This window comes from Paenisporosarcina sp. P4_B8, assembly GCF_056402175.1.
In genome coordinates, this window is the sequence record NZ_JBFUHX010000004.1 from 131,782 (window position 1) to 151,843 (window position 20,062).

18 protein-coding genes and 1 pseudogene are annotated in these 20,062 nt (G+C 39.5%); 8 read left to right on the forward strand and 11 right to left on the reverse strand.

Going from position 1 to position 20,062, the window contains the following annotated elements; translation table 11 throughout:
• Nucleotides 1-90 precede the first annotated feature (90 nt).
• Nucleotides 91-642, reverse strand: coding sequence for a GNAT family N-acetyltransferase (locus tag AC1DSK_RS05880; protein ID WP_477547776.1), 552 nt, complete (start codon nucleotides 640-642; stop codon nucleotides 91-93).
• 17 nt (nucleotides 643-659) lie between these two features.
• Nucleotides 660-1,145 carry a DinB family protein gene (locus AC1DSK_RS05885; protein WP_477547777.1) on the reverse strand — a complete coding sequence of 162 codons (486 nt, stop codon included), beginning with the start codon at nucleotides 1,143-1,145 and terminating at the stop codon, nucleotides 660-662.
• 149 nt (nucleotides 1,146-1,294) lie between these two features.
• Here AC1DSK_RS05885 and hutH point away from each other — a divergent pair, with 149 nt between their 5' ends.
• A complete protein-coding gene (gene hutH / locus AC1DSK_RS05890; RefSeq protein WP_477547778.1) occupies nucleotides 1,295-2,821 on the forward strand; it encodes a histidine ammonia-lyase in 1,527 nt (508 codons plus the stop codon).
• A 310-nt stretch (nucleotides 2,822-3,131) separates the two neighbouring features.
• Here the strand turns inward: hutH and AC1DSK_RS05895 are convergent, their stop codons facing one another.
• From AC1DSK_RS05895 to AC1DSK_RS05905, 3 genes are read right to left on the reverse strand one after another with little or no spacing between them, the layout of a single operon-like run.
• Nucleotides 3,132-4,256, reverse strand: a complete 1,125-nt coding sequence (locus AC1DSK_RS05895; protein ID WP_477532187.1) for a Ger(x)C family spore germination protein — start codon at nucleotides 4,254-4,256, stop codon at nucleotides 3,132-3,134.
• Nucleotides 4,253-5,365 carry a GerAB/ArcD/ProY family transporter gene (locus AC1DSK_RS05900; RefSeq protein ID WP_477547779.1) on the reverse strand — a complete coding sequence of 371 codons (1,113 nt, stop codon included), beginning with the start codon at nucleotides 5,363-5,365 and terminating at the stop codon, nucleotides 4,253-4,255. The genes AC1DSK_RS05895 and AC1DSK_RS05900 overlap by 4 nt, the downstream gene beginning before the upstream one ends.
• Before the next feature lie 16 nt (nucleotides 5,366-5,381).
• On the reverse strand, nucleotides 5,382-6,929 hold the full coding sequence (locus AC1DSK_RS05905) for a spore germination protein (protein ID WP_477547780.1): 1,548 nt from the start codon (nucleotides 6,927-6,929) through the stop codon (nucleotides 5,382-5,384).
• 171 nt (nucleotides 6,930-7,100) lie between these two features.
• On the opposite strand from AC1DSK_RS05905, the gene AC1DSK_RS05910 reads away from it, so the two are divergent.
• Nucleotides 7,101-7,667 (forward strand): NADPH-dependent FMN reductase, encoded by a 567-nt coding sequence (locus tag AC1DSK_RS05910; RefSeq protein ID WP_477547781.1) that lies wholly within the window; start codon nucleotides 7,101-7,103, stop codon nucleotides 7,665-7,667.
• Nucleotides 7,667-8,557, forward strand: coding sequence for a 5'-3' exonuclease (locus AC1DSK_RS05915; protein ID WP_477547782.1), 891 nt, complete (start codon nucleotides 7,667-7,669; stop codon nucleotides 8,555-8,557). The genes AC1DSK_RS05910 and AC1DSK_RS05915 overlap by 1 nt, the downstream gene beginning before the upstream one ends.
• A 39-nt stretch (nucleotides 8,558-8,596) precedes the next feature.
• Here AC1DSK_RS05915 and AC1DSK_RS05920 read toward each other — a convergent pair whose 3' ends face one another.
• The gene (locus tag AC1DSK_RS05920) at nucleotides 8,597-9,139 is read right to left on the reverse strand and encodes a C39 family peptidase (RefSeq protein ID WP_477547783.1); all 543 of its coding nucleotides are present in this window, start codon (nucleotides 9,137-9,139) and stop codon (nucleotides 8,597-8,599) included.
• A 134-nt stretch (nucleotides 9,140-9,273) separates the two neighbouring features.
• Entirely contained in the window at nucleotides 9,274-10,719 is a 1,446-nt protein-coding gene (locus tag AC1DSK_RS05925) for a catalase (RefSeq protein ID WP_477547784.1), read from the reverse strand.
• A gap of 218 nt (nucleotides 10,720-10,937) precedes the next feature.
• On the opposite strand from AC1DSK_RS05925, the gene AC1DSK_RS05930 reads away from it, so the two are divergent.
• On the forward strand, nucleotides 10,938-11,804 hold the full coding sequence (locus AC1DSK_RS05930) for a GNAT family N-acetyltransferase (RefSeq protein WP_477547785.1): 867 nt from the start codon (nucleotides 10,938-10,940) through the stop codon (nucleotides 11,802-11,804).
• A 17-nt stretch (nucleotides 11,805-11,821) separates the two neighbouring features.
• On the opposite strand, the gene AC1DSK_RS05935 is transcribed toward AC1DSK_RS05930, so the two are convergent.
• The 4 genes from AC1DSK_RS05935 to AC1DSK_RS05950 all read right to left on the reverse strand — a co-directional run bounded on the left by AC1DSK_RS05935 (nucleotide 11,822) and on the right by AC1DSK_RS05950 (nucleotide 13,817).
• Nucleotides 11,822-12,289 carry an STAS domain-containing protein gene (locus AC1DSK_RS05935; RefSeq protein ID WP_016429052.1) on the reverse strand — a complete coding sequence of 156 codons (468 nt, stop codon included), beginning with the start codon at nucleotides 12,287-12,289 and terminating at the stop codon, nucleotides 11,822-11,824.
• A gap of 564 nt (nucleotides 12,290-12,853) precedes the next feature.
• Nucleotides 12,854-13,174 carry a thioredoxin family protein gene (locus AC1DSK_RS05940; RefSeq protein WP_342543158.1) on the reverse strand — a complete coding sequence of 107 codons (321 nt, stop codon included), beginning with the start codon at nucleotides 13,172-13,174 and terminating at the stop codon, nucleotides 12,854-12,856.
• Nucleotides 13,175-13,245: 71 nt separating this feature from the next.
• A complete protein-coding gene (locus AC1DSK_RS05945) occupies nucleotides 13,246-13,560 on the reverse strand; it encodes a spore coat protein (RefSeq protein WP_016429050.1) in 315 nt (104 codons plus the stop codon).
• On the reverse strand, nucleotides 13,557-13,817 hold the full coding sequence (locus AC1DSK_RS05950; RefSeq protein WP_477532178.1) for a hypothetical protein: 261 nt from the start codon (nucleotides 13,815-13,817) through the stop codon (nucleotides 13,557-13,559). Before AC1DSK_RS05950 ends, AC1DSK_RS05945 begins: the two co-directional genes overlap by 4 nt.
• 137 nt (nucleotides 13,818-13,954) lie before the next feature.
• On the opposite strand from AC1DSK_RS05950, the pseudogene AC1DSK_RS05955 reads away from it, so the two are divergent.
• The 4 genes and pseudogenes from AC1DSK_RS05955 to AC1DSK_RS05970 all read left to right on the forward strand — a co-directional run.
• Nucleotides 13,955-14,119 (forward strand): annotated as a pseudogene (locus AC1DSK_RS05955) (proline dehydrogenase); the annotation flags it as partial.
• Between the two features lie 298 nt (nucleotides 14,120-14,417).
• Nucleotides 14,418-16,784 carry a 3-hydroxyacyl-CoA dehydrogenase/enoyl-CoA hydratase family protein gene (locus tag AC1DSK_RS05960; protein ID WP_477547419.1) on the forward strand — a complete coding sequence of 789 codons (2,367 nt, stop codon included), beginning with the start codon at nucleotides 14,418-14,420 and terminating at the stop codon, nucleotides 16,782-16,784.
• A gap of 31 nt (nucleotides 16,785-16,815) precedes the next feature.
• Nucleotides 16,816-17,991: an acetyl-CoA C-acetyltransferase gene (locus AC1DSK_RS05965; RefSeq protein WP_477547420.1), complete on the forward strand. Its 1,176-nt coding sequence runs from the start codon at nucleotides 16,816-16,818 to the stop codon at nucleotides 17,989-17,991.
• 32 nt (nucleotides 17,992-18,023) lie between these two features.
• On the forward strand, nucleotides 18,024-19,808 hold the full coding sequence (locus AC1DSK_RS05970) for an acyl-CoA dehydrogenase family protein (RefSeq protein ID WP_477547421.1): 1,785 nt from the start codon (nucleotides 18,024-18,026) through the stop codon (nucleotides 19,806-19,808).
• Nucleotides 19,809-20,062 lie beyond the last annotated feature (254 nt).

The window sequence follows — 20,062 nt, forward strand, 5'->3', positions numbered from 1 at the left end:
TCGCTGGATTGAAGAGAAAGTGGAAATTGAACTGGAACAATAAATGAACAAATAGGAAGGCTGACTCTTTATGAAAGAGTCAGCCTTATTTTAATAGTTTTTGCTATCCCAGTCCTCTTTCGTTATGGAAAAGACGAAAGCATCGTGAGTTTTACCACCTTGATATAAATAATTTCTTAGCAAACCTTCTTTATTAAACCCCATTTTCAACAATAGCTTCCACGAAGCTTCATTGTCAGGAAATGTAACGGCGCCAACTCGGGAAAGTTCAAGTGTTTCAAAGCAATGTGACAAAACCTTCTCCAGTGCTTCTTTCACATAGCCCTTGCCCCAAAAATCTGGATGCAGGTCATAGCCAACTTCACATTTTTTGCTCCAAAGCTGCAGATTATTTAACCCGATTGTTCCAGCGAACTCTCCAGTTTCTTTTAGTTGGATGCCCCATCGTGCTGAACGTTTTTCCATGAAGCCTTTATTCATATTGGTAATCATTTTTTCTGCTTGTTCCATTGTTGTGAGGGGGTCCATCCCATAGTAACGTGTGACATCTTCACGTGAGAATTGATTGAACAAGTGGACTGCATGGGATTGATTTAAGTCGATTAAGTTAAGTCTATCGGATTCTAGTACAGGAAAAGACAACAGGAAAACCTCCATAATTAGCTTTGAATTTCTTTTGCAAAATAAATGTAATCGACTGGAACGCCCTCCAAATCAAACTGACGCAGGAATGAAGTCACTTGGCCCCGATGATAGGAAGAGTGGTTAATGAACGTAAAGAACATTTCGTCTCGTTTGTTGGAAAACGAAGCACCTTTTATATTGGTGAAATTCAATGTTTCTTTCCACTGTTCTTCAGTTAGCGTCGAGAAAAATTGTTCCATTTTTTCGTGTAAATCTGCAAATGCTTCTTTCGTTGATTGAACAGAACTCACATCAAACTGTTTCCATTCAGGTTTAGCAATACCAGTTAAACGCTTATACCATAAGTAATCAACACTGATGACATGTGAGTAAGTTTCACTGATAGATGGAAATGAATTTTTTGCTTCTTGTTGAAAGATAGATGCATCTAGTGAATCTACATGATTCAATAGTTTTTGCGTAGCCCATTTGTGGTAATGAAACATCGATTGCCATTCCAATTGAATTCCTCCTTTGAAAAATGTGAATATTCCCCATTTTAACACTTTATTAAGATAGTACACTACCACTGCATCTTGTTATAATTTGGAAAATAGTAATTGCAGTTCATTATATACACACATATACTCGAAGTATAGGGGTGATTATGATGATCTTATTAACTGGTGAGAAATTAAATTTAGAAGAAATGCGATCCATATTATTTCAGAATGAAACAATAAATCTTGATTCAAATGCATTAACACGTGTTCAAAAAAGCCGTGAAGCGGTTGAGAGAATCGTAAGGGAAGGCAAAACAGTTTATGGCATTAATACGGGCTTTGGTAAGTTCAGTGATGTCAGCATTGATGAGGAAGATGTACACGCACTACAACTCCATTTAATCCGTTCACATGCATGTGGAATTGGTGAACCATTTGAAGAACGAGTGTCCCGTGCAATGGTCGTCTTACGATTGAATGCATTATTGAAAGGTTTCTCGGGCATTCGAGTAGATGTATTAGAACGATTGGCTTACATGGTCAATCATTCGATTCATCCAGTCATTCCTTCACAAGGATCTCTAGGGGCATCAGGTGATTTAGCACCTTTGTCTCATCTGGCACTTGTATTGGTGGGGGAAGGGTTTGTCTGGCATGAGGGACAGCAAATTCCAGCTCATGAAGTATGGGGGAATAAAGGTATTGAACCATTAGTGCTGGAAGCAAAAGAAGGCTTGGCGCTAATCAATGGTACGCAAGCCATGACAGCGCAGGGCGTAGTGAACTGGTTAGAAGCGGAGACAATGGCTTATCAAAGTGAATGGATTGCGGCGATGACAATGGAAGCGCTTCACGGTATAACGGATGCATTTCATCCAGCTGTCCATCAGGCACGTGGCTACGTCGAGCAAGTAGATGTGGCACGTAGAATGCTAGAGTGGTTGCAAGGAAGTCAACTAGTTACAACTCAAGGTGAAAAACGTGTGCAGGATGCCTATTCGCTGCGTTGCATTCCACAAATTCACGGTGCCAGCTGGCAGGTGCTTGGTTATGTAAAAGAGAAGCTTGAAATCGAAATGAATGCAGCAACAGACAATCCATTGATTTTTGAGGATGGGGAAGTCATCATTTCAGGAGGTAATTTCCATGGTCAGCCGATTGCTTTTGCGATGGACTTTCTGAAATTAGCAGTTGCGGAGCTTGCGAATGTTTCGGAACGCCGAATCGAACGATTGGTCAATCCACAATTGAACGAAGGATTACCACCTTTCCTAAGTCCACAACCAGGACTTCAATCAGGTGCCATGATTCTGCAATATGCGGCGGCAAGCTTAGTATCGGAAAATAAGACGCTGGCACATCCAGCCTCGGTTGATTCAATCCCATCCTCGGCTAATCAGGAAGATCATGTGAGCATGGGGACAATCGGCGCACGTCATGCTGGAAATATGATTCAAAATGCACGACGCGTGTTGGCAATCGAAGCTTTCTGTGCATTGCAAGGTTCGGAGTACAGAGGCAAAGATAAAATGTCTCCATTGTTACAGGATAAATGGAATGAATTCAGAGCATTCGTCCCATCGATGGATGAAGACCGGATTTTCAGCACAGATATCGAGCGAATCAGCGTACATTTAAAGAACGAAACTGCTTCCTCAATTTATGCGAAAAAAGAGGCTGTAACCGTCCGGTAAGCGATGAGTCAAGATGTCTCAAAGGTCGTTTTCAGACGTGAACCTGCAAAAGTCAGACTGAGATACCGCTCAGCTACTCAACGAGCCAATAAAAAAGGCAGTCTCCATTTTTGGAGACTGCCTTTCACTTATTTAACACCATATTTACGATCCAGTTGCACTAAATGGGCATCGGGGTGATAGCCATCAATTATTAAATCCCTCAACTATGACACGTTTTTTAAACAGTTTCTGTCCGTCATGATTGTCCGACATACTCGTAATGGAGAACATTAAACATAGAAAGAGGGATAAGAATATTTGCTCAAGCTTATTCGAAAATCCCACTTCTAAGAACGGTAAAGTCAACTTTAAAATTTACTTTCGCGTCCTTATACATCTCATGCCATTTTTCATAAGTGAGATTGGGCTCTCTGACCGAGCTTCGGTAAAATTCACCTAAACCAAAAACATCGGAGTCCACTTCCTGACAATAAACGAGTATTTTTGCAAGGTTCTTGGACATACTTTTCTCGATTTCCTCTTCCAATTTCTGCACATTTTTTGGGTTGTCCATATCCATATTTGCTTCTATTTCTAATAATCTTCCACGAACTGTGAATTGCATGTCGAATTCCGGTGTGTCCGGATTAATGAGTTTCAATTTTTTCTTCGTAGAGATAGTATCAATCACTACTGTAATATCTTCTTGAGATTCCTGTGTTTGTGAAGCTGGTAGTGATTCTTTAGGAATCTTCGTTTCAAACATGGCAGCCTTGTGAAAATCTCTAGCCAATTTAAGGTAAAAACTATTTTCAGCCGATAATTTCCCGACCATTTTGTCTTTGTTGAATAAAGCAACTCCTGAAATTTCCACAATTTCATCCTTTCTTTTAATTATGGGTAAAGCAACGTCCCTACCTAGAGAGTAATAATCGTGTGCTACTTCATGAATAGTGGATGAAATCATTTGTTCGCTCTTGATGTTTTGTTCTAGCAACTTGAAGATATGGATTCCTATATCTTCGATTTCCTGATACTGATATTCAAGTAATGATTTTGTTTCACCCTCAACAACAGCCACATACAAGCCACCGCTCGTCTCGGAATTCTTCGAAAGAGTATCAATATAATGAGCAATTCCGTCTTTTGATATTTCTTCTCCAAACAAGACGACTCGCATCTGACCGGTCACGTTTTTTTTCGATGTTTTTCTATTAATATCAGTACGGGCACCACGAATAGTTTCATTCTCAGCCGAAATTACTTCTACATTACTTTGGAATTCTGGATTCACTTGACGAACGACTGCTGTTACCGACAATTTATCGTCTTCTCTCAAATCATATCCAAGTAAGGTTGTCAATCCAATCTGTTCCAGCAATTTCTGTTCCGCACATCCAACCAACGAAACAAAGAGAACAACGAATATGAAGCCAAGTTTTATTTTTTTCATATCTTTTGCTCCTTACGAATCCGATATTTCTTTTTCATTATTGCGAGAAAGTATATAAAGAGGGGATAAACAAATATGACATAAAATCCAACTTTGGAAAAGTAAGTGTTCACCGCATTGATTTGGGTACGAGTTTCAATGGAAAGAGAGAGCATAAAGATGACAACCGAAAACAGCCAAATAAATTTGTTTGAATTTACTTTCACCAATCGTAAGCTTCCCCGATAAGCAGCCCATAGGTATAGACAAAGGTTGGGCAAAATCACTAACATCCAAAAGCAAACGGCAATATATTCAAACCGTTCGATAAACGGAAAATGGACGACGCTGAATAATGTTAAGGTGGCCCAAATCGATTTATTTAATTGTTCTGGGCTGAAGTATGTGATAGAAACTAATATGACAGATAGATAAATGATCGTAGTTGCCAACAATCCAAAATGTACATGCTTTTGTACTTTATTTTTATCCTTGATGAATGGGTAGATCACATTGAGTATCTCAAACCCCGCAATAGTAAACGTCATGGACTGTGCACCTTTTAAAATTCCGATAATATCGGTTTCCATTATGGGCAGCAAACTTCGCGCCGAAGTAAATTGAAGTGGATATACCAACATGGGCAAAAGCCAAATGGACAGAACGAAACTGAAAAATGAAATCCCAACAATAACACGCAGTCCACCTGTAAAAGCGTAGATGACTATCAGCAGTAAAGTAGCGGAAATAAACCACGTACTCAAGTTCGGAAAAACCCACGTTTGAACCACTTCAATATAGTTTCGTAATACAGAGAAAAATGCAGTTGAACAATACAATATATATAAAAGATTTAAAAAGTTGCCGAACCATTTTCCGAAAATGTCTTGATGGATGCCGTATAAATCATTCGAACCGTAGATTTCCAGAGTTTTAATCATAATAATCGCGATAATATGAGTGGCAATTCCGACGAGCAGAACAGAAATCCAGGCATCATGTTTGGCGTCCTGATAAATGACACGTTGGAAGCCATGGATACCAACACCTACTTGAATCGTATGAATCACAAAAAAAAGTAGAAAAGCATTGATCATCTCTTGGTTTTTCACATGTATGGTGTTGTTCACTCAAATCACCTTCAGTTCAACTTTTTTCTGGATTGATTGGTTCTGGTTGATATTTATCTGCATCCTGTGGCCTTGCATTTGATTGCCTTTTGTAAGCAAATGGTAATGGTAACCTAATGATACTATCTCGCCAATCCTTAAAACGCGGGGGATAGAAAGGAGCCGTGTATGGTGCTCCCAAACTAGACTGACGAATCAGGTGAGTCAAGATGAAGCAAAAACCGAGCATGATTCCATAAAAACCCCAAAAACCCGCTAACAAAATCAATGGAAAGCGGATGACCCGAATGACGTTACCCATCATAAAGCTTGGCGTCGTAAAAGAAGCCAATGCGCTTAGCGCAACAATGATAATAAGAATGTTACTCGTAATCCCGGCTTGTACCGCCGCGGTTCCTATCACGATACCGCCTACGATACCGATGGTTTGTCCAACTTTGGTCGGTAATCTTGCCCCTGCTTCCCTTAATAATTCAATTATCAATTCCAGGAGTAATGCTTCAATTATTGGTGGGAATGGCACTAGAGCTCTGGATTCGCTTAAAGGAACTAACAGCGATTGAGGGATGACTTCATAATGAAAAGTCAGAGCTGCTACATACATAGGTGTCAAGTAAATGGACAAAAATACGGCACCGAATCTCAATAGTCGAAAAAAGGAAGCGATTGGCCATCGCAGGTTTTGATCTTCCCTGCTTTGAAAAAATTCAATGAACGCGTATGGGCATAATATTGCCATGGAACTGCCATCCACAAGGATGCCTAATTTACCATTCAGCAACCCTTCGCAAAACCTGTCCGGTCTTTCAGTAAGAAGCATCTGGGGAAACGGTGATAAAGAATTGTCATCAATCATTTCAGCAAGAGTCGAACTATCCAATAAGGCATCCAGCTTTAAGCTGGTAATCCTGTCTTTCAACGTATTCACCATGTCCTCGGATGCAATGCCCTTGATATATAAAAGGGCAATCGTTGTATTCGTTTGTTTTCCAACAATAAATTTTTCATTGCACAGCTCAGGATTTTTAATATACCTTCGAATTAGTGATTCATTGGTAGACAGGCTTTCATTGAATCCGACCTGTGCCCCGATTACCTGTGATTCATTTTCAGGTGCTGTCAAGCTTCGGGACTCTTTCGTCGTGATTTTTGCCATTACAACTTGAGAAAATCCATTTATATGAATCAGTGCCGTCCCGTTATACATAGAAAGGACGGAATGATCCAGTTGTTCATCCAAATCAACCTCGGGCAGGGAAAGTGCAGATTTAAGACTTTCAGGTGATTCATACTCTTTTCTTAAAAGGTCTGGAAGGAGCTGTTCTTTTATGGTTCGGCCATCCACCAAACTATCTATGTAAGTAAGCGTGAGATTTGGAGAAATTGTTTTGACAACTAAGTCAGTTGGATTGTTGGTTGCTTTTTTAATAGCCTCTAAATAATCTTTTGATGAGATTGGAAACAAGCTTTCATTATGAACCTTACTTGCTTTTTCATCTTTGTGATTTTCGCCATCAGTCGGTTTATTTTTCGAGGAAGACTGTCTGCTCTTTTTTTTAAACATTTCTTTCCCTCCTTTCACAACCCTTTCTTTTAGAATAGGCTCCAGGAAAATAATCTATACTCATAATTCAAATGTAATAATATTTTTTGACACTTATAGAATACAGACTTTCGTACAGTTCGATCTGCATTTGTTATACTGAAACAAGATATTTTAAAAGGAGAGATTCCAATGAAAACATTCGCCTTGATCGCTGGAAGTTTGCGGAAAGAATCATTAAATCGAAAGTTACTTGCATACTTAAAAGAAACGTACAAAGTGGACATAAAAATGGAGTTTATTGAAATCAATGAGTTTCCATTGTTTAATGAAGATATCGAAGCTAAGGTTCCAGAACAGGTGAAAAAAGCCATCCAACTGATACAAGAATCTGAGGGTGTGCTGATTGCGACGCCTGAATATAACCATTCAGTGCCTGGAGCATTGAAGAATGCATTGGATTGGCTTTCAAGAAAAGAAAAAGTTTTTGTAAAGAAACCAGTTCTGATCATGGGTTGTTCAGCGGGACCAGTAGGAACATCACGTGCTCAAAATCATTTGCGATTAATATTAAATTCACCAGGCCATCAAGCGTTAACACTACCTGGAAATGAAATTTTGATTGGACAAGCATCAACGAAATTTAATGATAAAGGAACACTAACTGATGAAAAGACCGTAATATTCATTAATGGAGTCTTGAAGAAATTCATTACATGGATCGATGCTACAAAAGAGTGGCAGAAAGAGGAGATATAATGCAATCCAATCAGAGGCCCCACATTTTATTAGTCGACGGAATGGCACTTTTATTCCGTTCGTTTTTTGCAACTTCAGTCTTTGGACAATACTTTAGAAATGAACAAGGTGTCCCAACTAATGGTGTTCAAGGGTTTGCCCGTCATGTGATGAGCGCAAAACAAATTATGCAACCGACTCATATGGCCATTTGTTGGGATATGGGTATGCACACTTTCCGCAATGATTTGTTTGATGGATACAAATCCAACCGTCCTGCTCCGCCTGAAGAAATGCTGCCTCAATTTGATATGGCTAAGAGTCTTTCTGAAATGCTTGGCTGGAAAAACTTTGGGGAAGTTGGGATGGAAGCGGATGATTTAATTGGCTCCATGGCATGCAAGTGGCAAAATGAAGCAGATATCACCATCGTAAGTGGAGATAAAGATTTATTGCAATTACTCAATCCCACAACTAAAATCGCTTTTACGAAAAAAGGGTATAACATCTATGACGAATATACATACGAACGTTTTGTAGAAGAGTATCAAATTGAGCCTTCGGTTTTTGCCGATGTGAAAGCATTTATGGGAGATTCGAGTGACGGGTACCCGGGAGTTAAAGGAATAGGACCGAAAAGTGCACTTCAACTTATTCAATGCTATGGTTCTGTTGAAGGAGTCATTGAGGCGTTACCGGAGTTAAAGCCGGGTCAACAAAAGAAGATTCAGGAAAACCTGGACATGTTACGATTGTCAAAAAGACTCGCTACGATTCATTGTGAAATGGATTTGCCGATTGAACTTGATCAATTGATTGTGCCTTCATACAGTCAGCAATTATTAACTCAGGTAGAGGAAGCCGGATACGGCATTACGAGTCGGTATGCTCGAACTTTATATTCGATTTAACTTTATTTGGAGGAAAGCACATCTGAAGTTACTCGTCTCTTAAACGAGCATTGTCAGTAATTCAAACTTCTTAGTATTTGGGGATATTTTTACGAACGTTAAAATTCCTTTGTTCTTTTCATATGAAACTTGGCGAATTCGGCTTGCGCGATTTCTTCCACCATTATCGTGGATGATCAGCGTCAAGTCGTTTTCTTTTTCTTCAAACCCGATGAGCGGGACCCAATGATAGGAAAAATCATAAGAGCTGAACCAGTGAAATGAAAAGTACCGATCAAATTTACATGCCACCGGTCTACCGGCTCGTAATTCTTCTTTTGCATCTTCCATCGAACAGGTATCAATATCCCAATTAGGGCCGAGAAGTTTCCGTAAATTACGTTTTAAACGCCATGTAAATAAACCAATTCGAGTACCTCCCAGTAAACGGTATAATCGATTCGCATCATAAGGGCATGAATTCGGCATCAAGTAACGCAAAATGGTCAGGGCAGTAACAGGTCCACATGCAGATTTCTGATACTGTGTTTTGATTGATCTATCAAATTGCGATAGACCTTGTATTTCTAATTGAATACGCATAATGTCACCTCAGTGAAAAAAGAGTTTTTCCGTCTGATTTAACAGTACGGAAAAACTCTTTTTCTGTAAACTTTGAAGCTTTCATTGCAACTAAAAAAATGGCAGAGAAACTTAAAATCTAGCGATCTATCAACTTACAAGAATTGATGAACGTCTACGTTTGCACCTTCGGCAAGTGCATGCCCAAGCGATTCATCGGCGCGGTGGAAGTTTGCAATCGCACGCCCTACGATGTCACGATTTTGGATGGTAGAGAATTGATCTAGCAAGTTTTTAATAAGTGCTTGTTTTGTAGACTCATCATAACTACGGTAAATTTCACCAGCCTGGCCGAAATTATTTGTTTTTTCGATTGCGTTTTTACCCGCAACTCCTGAAATTGGTTGATCAAATTCTTTGAATTCAGGCGCTTCTTTTGGTTCTGAGTCGAAACTATTTGGTTCGTAATTTACGCGAGACGTTTGTTGTCTAAATGGCATAGCGCCGTCACGTTGGTTATTTGAGAATGGACATTTTGGTGCATTGATTGGCAACTGTAAGTAGTTTGCACCAATACGGTAGCGTTGTGTATCTGAGTAAGAGAACAAACGACCTTGCAACATTTTATCTTCAGATGGTTGTATACCCGGTACTAGAACACCTGGATTGAATCCAACTGATTCTGTTTCTGCAAAGAAGTTGTCTACATTTCGATTTAAAGTCATTGTTCCGATCAACTCATAAGGGAAGTCTTTCTCTAACCAATCTTTCGTAGCGTCAAGTGGATCAAAGTCAAAGTTATCCATGTCTTCAGGTTTCAAAGTTTGAACAAATAAATCCCATTCTGGATAGTCTCCACGCTCAATTGCTTCATATAAATCACGCGTTGCATGACTGAAATCTTTTCCTTGCTGTTCAGCCGCTTCTTCGATTGATAAGTTTTTCACGCCTTGTTTAGGCACCCAACGTAGTTTCACATATGTAGTTTTTCCATCTGCTGAAATCCATTTGAACGAATGGACAGAAGAACCACGTAGGTGACGGTAATCTTGTGGAATTCCTTCATCTGTAAATAAGTGAATTAACATATTTGTCGATTCAGGGGATAAGCCCATGAAATCAAAAAGACGTGCAGCATCTTGAAGATTTGTGCGTGGATCTGGTTTTAATGAATGAATTACGTCTGGGAATTTAATTGCATCTCGGATAAAGAATACAGGCAAATTATTCCCAACAAAATCATAGTTGCCTTCTTCTGTATAGAATTTTACTGAGAATCCACGTGGATCACGAGCAGTTTCTGGTGAGTGGAGCCCGTGAATGACGGTAGAGAATCGAGTGAATACAGGCGTTTTTTGCCCTTCATTTTGTAAGAAAGCAGCTCGTGTATATTTTTTCATACTGTTTTTGACGATGAATGTACCGTGGGCAGCAGCTCCACGAGCATGTACAACTCGTTCAGGAACACGTTCACGGTCAAAGTGAGCTAATTTTTCTATTAATTGATAATCCTCTATAAGTGTTGGGCCACGTTCACCCGCAGTTCGGGAATTTTGATTATCACCGATTGGTACACCTTGGTTAGTTGTTAGCTTTTTCATTGTATCGACTCCTTAATTATAATTATTACAAAAAAGAACTAATTCAAATGTAAAGTATATTTAAGTGATTATCAAGTAATATGATTGAGTAAAAGATTAAAAAATTTTTACTAGCTTATAGACTTGTAGAAGATGAAAAAATACAATAATAGAAGAGAAAGAATGTTTCCACAATTTTAATCGTAGAGTTAAACATCACTACAATGGGGGAATAACAGGTGAATATCACATATAAACGGTTATCATTATTAAATTTTGAAGATGCACTTGCTTTGTTCAATAAAGGTTTTGAAGGATACCTAATCCCGATGCATTTAACAATGGAACAGTTTGTTGGACGCTTTGGCAACGAAGGATTGTCGGTGGAACTATCAGTTGTAGCTTTTGATGAAAACACACCAATTGGGTTTATTCTGCAAGGAATAAGAGAAAATGACGGATTTAAAATTTCCTGGAATGGTGGTACTGGGATCATTCCTGAATATCGGGGCAAGGGTGTTGGACTTCACCTAATGAAAGAAGCGGAGCGCGTTCTTTTGGAAAATGAAGTAGACGTTTCAACTTTAGAGGCTTTATCTGAAAACGAGCCTGCAATCAAATTATATGAAAAGTGTGGATACGAAATTAAGGATAAGCTTGTATTTTTATCTGGTTCCGGAAAACTAATCGACAAACTGCCTGAATTAGGAGATTACGAATTAGAAAGATTTCCTGCGTTTCTAGCCATTGGATCAGATCTTTTTCCAACGCTCGTCCCGTGGCAAACAGCCGAGAGTGTTGTACCCAAAGTCGGTGGAGAAGTAGTGAATTTGTTAAAAGATGGGGAAATAAAAGCATCCTGTTTAATTCGAAAAAGAGGAATTTATAATAATCCTTCTGAAGGAATTACCTTATTCCAAGTGGCTTCCAGAGACGAACAACATGAGGTTAACCTTCTATTGGCACATGCACTTGAATATGATCAACCTGTTAGTCGATCTACATACAACTTTATGACGGGTAAAGGCAATGTGGTATTTTTACTACAGGAAAGTGGTTTTGAAAATACAGCAATTTCACAAGTCTTTATGCTCAAGAAATACTAAAAAAAACAACCAATCATTCACCCAAGGGAGTGGAGCGATTGGTTGTTTTCTTTTAATAGACGTTGAAGGGCTGCGCGGAAATTCACATACGTTTCGATTTCCACTTGAATACCTGCATGAACAATTTCTCGGACAAATCGAGGATTAAAACCAACATAAATCGGACGAATACCCATTAGTTTAAGTGAGTTATTCAGTTGGTAAATTTCCGTTGCCAAATCATTGTAATCAAATGATGCTACGTCTTCTACGGTAACTCCAGTAAAATCAAAGATAGCTCGCTCCGTTTCACGATGGGTTCCTGCATATTGAAGTGCTTTGGTTTGAATCATATCAAAGCGTTCTTTGAACATATATCCGGCAATCGGAATCAATATTGTATTTGGCACGACAGAAGGAATCACTGGGGCAGACATGTTCTTGATAATATTTTCATAGTATTTAACTTTCTCTTTCAGTTGTTGCAATTCAAGTTCTTGAGTCATATTACACCTCAGTGATTATTTTCACTAAGTATAGCATAATCTATTCTTGATTCTGCACGAAAAAAGGATAGACATGAAGTCTATCCTTTCAACTTGTTGACAAAAGAATATTAATCAATAAAAAAGTATAAAAATTCGCATTCTTATCTTTTACACTCTATCGAAAATATTATAGTCGGCTATTTCTTTCGCTTTCCGCGGACGAAACGCTAGCCTCCTCGGCTCAGCTGTCTATGACAGCTGAGCCTGTGGGGTCTAGCTTATTTCGTTTTTCCGCAGGAGTCTTCAGAAATAGCCGACCATCTTACTAATGAAAAAATATGAAGAGATACGCAAACAGAAGCGAAATCCGTTGATTGGAGTGGAGGCGGCGACTTCAGCGGGAACAGCACGAGCTGAAGGCCCCGCAGGAACGTAGTGACGAGGAGACTAAAGCCGTGCCCGCGAAACGCGTCCGCCGCAAAGGAAATCAACATTTTCTTGCATACACTCTTTTTCATTAGTATACAGTTATATTCACTCTTTTTATTTTTTGTCTACAGTCTGAAAGGATAGACATGAAGTCTATCCTTTTTGACTCTGCAAAAATTCAGTTACTTGTTCAGGTGATTTTGCATTTGCACTGTGCAAATGAGCTTTCTTTTCGCTATCCTGATAAATCAGTAAGCTTGGAATGCCCATAACATCATACTTTTCAGCAATTTCAGGAAGTTCGTCGCGATTCACTTCGTACCAAGTGTATTGTTTATACTCTTCAACGATTGGATCAATGAACATGTCCATGCGCGTACAATCAGGGCACCATCCAGCAGTGAATTTTACGATGACTTCATTATCAGAAGAAATAACGTCATTAAATTGTTCAGTTGTTGTAATAGATTTCATTTTTGTTCCTCCTTGACTTCTATAGGAACAGTTTACACGGTTTTACTTCCATCGGATAGCAATTTGTTTCATTACTGAAGCTGTTGCTTGTATCCCTGGAATTGTTGTGTCGCTTGTTGGATTTCTTTAGGATCTGCCGGTGTCAATTTATACCAACCATGCTTGAACATTAAGTCGTAAAGGCTACGTTGTTGTTTGGATGTAGCTCTTAATTGAGTGAAAATGGTTTGATATAGCGCATCATGGCTGGCCTCATGCATTGCCGTTGCATAAGAATTACATAAATATTTTTCAGTAGAAAGGGCATCATTTAAGATGTCGCGGTCGTTTAATTGCGGTGTTTCAACATAAGGAGTTTGTGGATTTTTCACTGTTTGCTGATTCATGAAACAGAACCTCCTTCATTTTGTTTCAGTAGCTTGAGCAACTCGTCGTAATGATTACTGTGCATTTGTTCAGCTGTCTCAAATTCCTTCTTCAAATCGGGGAGTTGGCAATTTTCAGCTGCCCAATTCATTTTTTTAGCTGCCAGCAAATTCCATGACATCATATCTGTCAAGTAGCTGAAATCTTTTGAAGAAACCATTTTAGGGGGTTCGGGAAATAAAATTGGTTGTTCTTTTTGTTGTGAAAATAAATTCATGTGATGTATCCTCCTTTTCGTTTTTAGTGTGAGGAAGAAATGATTATATATACATTTTTCGTTTAGTTTCTTTTGTATATATATAGGAAAGAACATACTAATAAAATGTATTTGAATAGAGGAGGCCGGAACTCATGATTGAACAATCGATGCGTGAATTCTTTTTATTTTTATCCAAAAATAAAGTTTTAAGAAAAGCGGCTAAAAAATATGGTCTACGATTCGGTGCATCCCGTTTCGTGGCAGGAGAAGATATCACGGAAGCAGTGGAAGCGATTCGCAAATTAAATGACGAGGGACTCTTGAATAAATAATAGGAGAGGAGATGCCAACGAGCATCTCCTTTTTGAAATAGACTTGTAAAAGTATTATTTGAATTCTTCAGCTACATAGTGCATACAAAAAATACACCTTTCATAGAATAAAAGGACGCAATAGTTAGCAAGATTTTTCGCGGTAAATTTTGGTTTTTTATCATCATTTAAATATTGCGAAAAAATTGAAAATGAACTAAACTAATAGACATAGAGGTTGTTTCTATTTTTTTTCATTAAAAAATGAATGAGTATTCATTCAAAAACTTTGAAGGAGGCTTTATCCGTGACTTATCAAATTAAAAAGGCTGCTGTTCTGGGTTCTGGCGTTATGGGTTCAGGAATCGCTGCTCACTTAGCAAATATCGGAATTCCAACTTTATTGCTTGACATGGTACCTCGAGATTTAAAAGAAGAGGACAAAAATAATTCAAAAGCTCGTAATCAAATAGCCCAAGGTGCACTAGAGAAACTTTTAAAACAAAAGCCCGCACCCCTAGCGTCAAAGAAAAATCTTACATTATTAACAGCAGGAAATCTCGAAGACGACTTGGATAAATTAAAAGATGTTGACTGGATTATCGAAGTTATTGTAGAAAATCTGGATATTAAAAAAGGTCTTTACGAGAAAATTGACGCGGTTCGTAAGCCAGGCACAATTGTCAGTTCTAATACTTCCGGCATTAGCATCAATGCAATGGCTGAAGGACGAAGTGAAGACTTTCAAAAGCACTTCCTTGGCACTCATTTCTTCAATCCGCCACGTTATTTAAAACTGTTAGAAGTTATACCAGCTCATCATACGCTCCCGGAAGTTGTAGTATTCATGCAAACATTCGGTGAGGATCGTTTAGGAAAAGGTGTTGTTCTTGCGAAAGACACACCAAACTTTATTGCGAACCGCATTGGTACGTATGGCCTTCTTGTGACACTTCGTGAAATGCTGGCAAGAGGCTACTCGGTTGGTGAAGTGGATTCCATTACGGGTCCTGTCATTGGTCGTCCGAAATCGGCGACGTTCCGTACGCTTGATGTGGTCGGGTTGGATACTTTTGGTCACGTCGCAAAAAACGTTTACGACCAGACTACAGGTGACGAACAAAAAGTGTTCGAATTGCCAACCTTGATTACTAATATGCTTGAAAACGGCTGGTTAGGTGCAAAATCAGGTCAAGGATTTTTCCTGAAAAAAGGTAAAGAAATTCTTGAATTGAATGCTGAAACGATGGAGTACGAACCAGTGAAGAAGCTGAAAACCCCTTCATTGGAAATGGCGAAGCAACAAAAAGGTCTTGCAGCTAAAGTGAAAACATTAACTTATGCTAAAGATCGCACAGGAGAATTACTGTGGAGCATTTTAGCACCTACATTGTCCTATTCCGCAAAACTACATGGAGAAATTGCAGATGATATCGTGGCAATCGATAATGCGATGAAGTGGGGGTTTGGGTGGGAACAAGGACCATTTGAAGTATGGGATGCCATCGGCGTAAAAGAGTCCACTGAAAAAATGGCAGCGGAAGGGTTGGAAATTCCAGCTTTCACACAAAGCTTACTTGATCAAGGATTCGATTCCTTCTATAAAGAAGACAATGGAGATTTGTATTTCTTCAATGGTGAGGGTTATTCATTGGTTCCAACGAATGAAAAAGTAATTAACTTAAAACGTTACAAGAAAAAACATGGCGTAATCAAGAAAAATTCAGGTGCCAGTTTAATAGATTTAGGAGATGGGATTGCTTTACTGGAGTTCCATTCACAATCAAATGCAATCGGGCTCGATATTATCCAAATGATTAACTTTGCAGTTGATGAAGTAGAGAAAACCTTTAAAGGTCTTGTGATTGGTAACCAGGGGAAAAACTTCTGTGTAGGCGCAAACCTTGGCATGATTCTTATGGAGGCCCAGGACGACAATATTTTTGAACTGGATTTCGTCGTGCGTTCGTTCCAAAACGCCATGATGAAAATAAAGTATTGTTCGAAACCTGTAGTGGCAGCTCCATTCGGCATGACGCTTGGTGGCGGGGCGGAAGCATGTCTGCCAGCTGCACACATTCAAGCATCTCATGAAACATATATGGGATTAGTTGAGGTGGGAGTGGGACTCATTCCTGGAGGCGGCGGAAATAAAGAATTGTATATGAAACACTTAAAAGGCTTGCCAACGGGTGTTCATGTCGATTATCAGTACGTGGCAAACAAAGTGTTTGAAACAATTGCCATGGCAAAAGTATCGACATCTGCCGAAGAAGCACGTGAAAATAACTTCCTGAACTTTGCAGACGGTATCAGTGTAAATGCTGATCACTTAATCTATGATGCGAAACAAGTTGCACTTTCGCTATATGAAAACAACTACAAAGCACCTCTTCGTGAAAAAGTACCAGTAACCGGCGAGTCAGGATATGCAACGCTGTTACTTGGAGCTGAAGGAATGTTCCTTTCAGGTTTCATCAGCGAGCATGATTTAAAAATTGCGAAGAAATTAGCCTACGTGCTAGCAGGAGGAAAAGTGCCCTACGGTACTTTGGTCGATGAACAATATTTGCTCGATTTAGAACGTGAAGCATTTTTAAGTTTAGTAGCTGAACCAAAATCTCAAGCGAGAATGCAGCACATGTTAGTGAAAGGAAAGCCACTTCGTAACTAATCTTACGAAGCGGCAATGAGGAGGAGAACTTATGCGCGAAGCAGTTATTGTAGCAGGTGCCAGAACACCTGTAGGGAAAGCGAAAAAAGGCTCCCTTGCAACAGTGAGACCAGATGACTTTGGTGCATTGGTTGTAAAAGAAACGTTAAAAAGAGCGGGCGGTTATGATGGTCCGATTGACGATTTGATTTTAGGCTGTGCAATGCCTGAAGCGGAACAGGGGATGAACGTTGCCCGTAATATAGGTGCACTGGCAGGACTTTCAGATACAACACCAGCGATTACTATCAACCGCTTCTGTTCTTCTGGTCTGCAATCAATCGCTTATGCAGCAGAACGAATTATGCTTGGTCACTCTGAAGCAATCATTGCAGGTGGTGTTGAATCGATGAGTATGGTTCCGATGATGGGAAATACAATTCGTCCTAACGCAACACTTGCAGAAACAGCACCTCAATACTATATGGGGATGGGACATACTGCTGAACAAGTGGCAATGAAGTTTGGCATTACCCGCGAAGACCAGGATGCTTTTGCTGTACGCTCACATGAGCTTGCAGCTAAAGCCATCGCGGCAGGTAAATACAAAACAGAAATTGTACCAGTAGAAGTTCTGAAAAGATATATTGATGAAAATAACAAACCACAAGAAAAGAAAATCATGTTCGAAATGGATGAAGGCGTTCGTGTTGGGACGAACATGGAGACTCTGGCAAAACTTCGTCCGGCATTCAACGCTCGTGGCACTGTAACAGCAGGAAATGCATCTCAAACGTCTGACGGTGCAGGTGCTGTGCTTGTCATGGATCGTGAAGTAGCTGAAGCGCAAGGACTAAAACCACTAGCTAAATTCCGTTCATTTGCGGTTGGCGGGGTTCCACCAGAAGTAATGGGAATTGGACCGATTGTAGCAATTCCAAAAGCGTTGAAGCTAGCGGGTCTTTCAATCGAAGACATTGATTTATGGGAATTGAACGAAGCATTCGCATCGCAAGCGATTCAAGTAATTCGTCATTTAGGAATCGACATCAATAAAGTGAATGTCAATGGTGGTGCCATAGCGCTTGGACATCCACTTGGTGCTACAGGTTCGATTTTAACGTTGAAAATGATTCATGAATTAAAACGTCAAGGCAAGCAATTTGGTGTTGTCACGATGTGTATCGGCGGAGGCATGGGTGCAGCTGGCGTATTTGAGATTCTTTAATAGAATTGTTGAAAAAATAGGAGGAAAACAAAATGACGAAGACGATTGCAAATGCAATTAAAGGCGGAAGCTTTTTAGTGGAAGATGTAGCACTTGATCGCATTTTTACACCGGAAGACTTTACAGATGAACATAAAATGATCGCTAAAACAACAGATGATTATGTTACACATGAAGTGGTGCCAGTCATTGAAAACTTGGAACATCATGAGTTTGAGCATTCTGTAAGACTATTAAAATCAGCTGGTGACTTAGGTTTACTAGGTGCAGACGTGCCTGAAGAATACGGCGGTCTGGCATTGGATAAAGTTTCATCTGCACTGATTGCAGAGAAAATGTCGCGTGCAGGTGGATTCTCCATTACTCACGGTGCACACGTTGGAATTGGATCATTACCAATTGTACTTTTTGGGAATGAAGAGCAAAAACAAAAATATTTGCCTAAACTCGCTACTGGCGAACTAATTGCCGCTTACGCATTAACAGAGCCAGGCTCAGGGTCGGATGCTCTAGGTGCTAAAACTTCTGCCAAGTTAAATGCAGAAGGTACGCACTATGTATTAAATGGAGAGAAACAATGGATTACAAACGCTGGTTTTGCGGATGTATTTGTTGTGTATGCAAAAATTGACGGAGAACAATTCTCTGCTTTCATCGTAGAACGTGAATTCTCAGGCGTTTCAGTAGGCGCGGAAGAGAAGAAAATGGGGATTAAATCTTCTTCGACACGTACTTTGATTTTACAGGATGCACAAGTGCCGGTTGAAAACTTACTTGGGGAAGTTGGTCGTGGCCACGTTATTGCATTCAATATCTTGAATATTGGTCGTTACAAATTGGGAGTGGGTACAGTTGGTGCATCCAAACGTGCTTTTGAATTGGCTGTTGCCTATTCCAACCAACGTCAACAATTTAAAACACCGATTTCTTCTTTCAACTTAACAAAAGAAAAACTTTCAACAATGGCATCCAAATTATATGCTTCGGAAAGTTTGATTTATCGCACAGTCGGTTACTTTGAAGACCGCATGAGTCAATTGAGTCCTGAAGAGCAAAAAGATGGCAAAGCTATCGCTGCTTCTATTGCGGAATATGCTATTGAATGTTCAATCAACAAAGTGTTCGGCACAGAAGTATTGGATTATATTGCGGATGAAGCTGTTCAGTTGCATGGCGGTTACGGCTTCATGCAAGAGTATGAAGTAGAGCGCATCTATCGTGACTCCCGCATTAACCGTATTTTCGAAGGCACAAATGAAATCAATCGTTTGCTGGTACCTGGTACGTTCTTGCGTAAAGCTATGAAAGGTGAACTTCCACTTCTTCAAAAAGCACAAGCGCTTCAATCAGAATTGTTAATGATGATGCCAGAAGAAATTGAAGATGCACCATTAGCTCAAGAAAAAGTATTGGTGCAAAATGCTAAAAAAATCGGCTTGCTAGCTGCAGGTTTAGCGGCTCAACGTTACGGTACAAAACTTGAAACTGAACAAGAAGTATTGGCAAACATTGCAGACATCGTGAGCAATCTATTCGCAATGGAATCAGCTGTTCTGCGTACAGAGAAAGCAATCCAGCGTGACGGTGTTGATAAAGCGAACCAAAAACTTCTATACACTCAAATCTTCTGTCAGGAAGCTTTTGAATGTATCGAAAAAGATGCAAAAGAAACATTGATTGCTGCAGTTGAAGGCGATAACTTACGCATGATGCTTTCTGCATTGCGTAAATTGACTCGCTCTACTCCTTATAATGTAATTGCCAAAAAACGTGAAGCTTCGGTTAAATTGATTGAAGCTGAGAAATACGTAGTTTAATAAAATCTCGATATTTGACCCTATTATTGAACAAGGCGAAGTGCTTCTGCCACTTCGCCTTGTTTGTATTTTAAGAAAACTATTAATACTAAAAATCACCGATAGGTTCTTCGATGAACCTAAGGAAAACTTCCTTCATTACTGGATATAAACAAGTGATAATATTTTGATTGACGCAAAGAAAAACGTAGTATAAAAAATCCGAACGCTTCTGATGAGGTGTTCGGATTTATTTTTTGATAGACTGGTTAAAA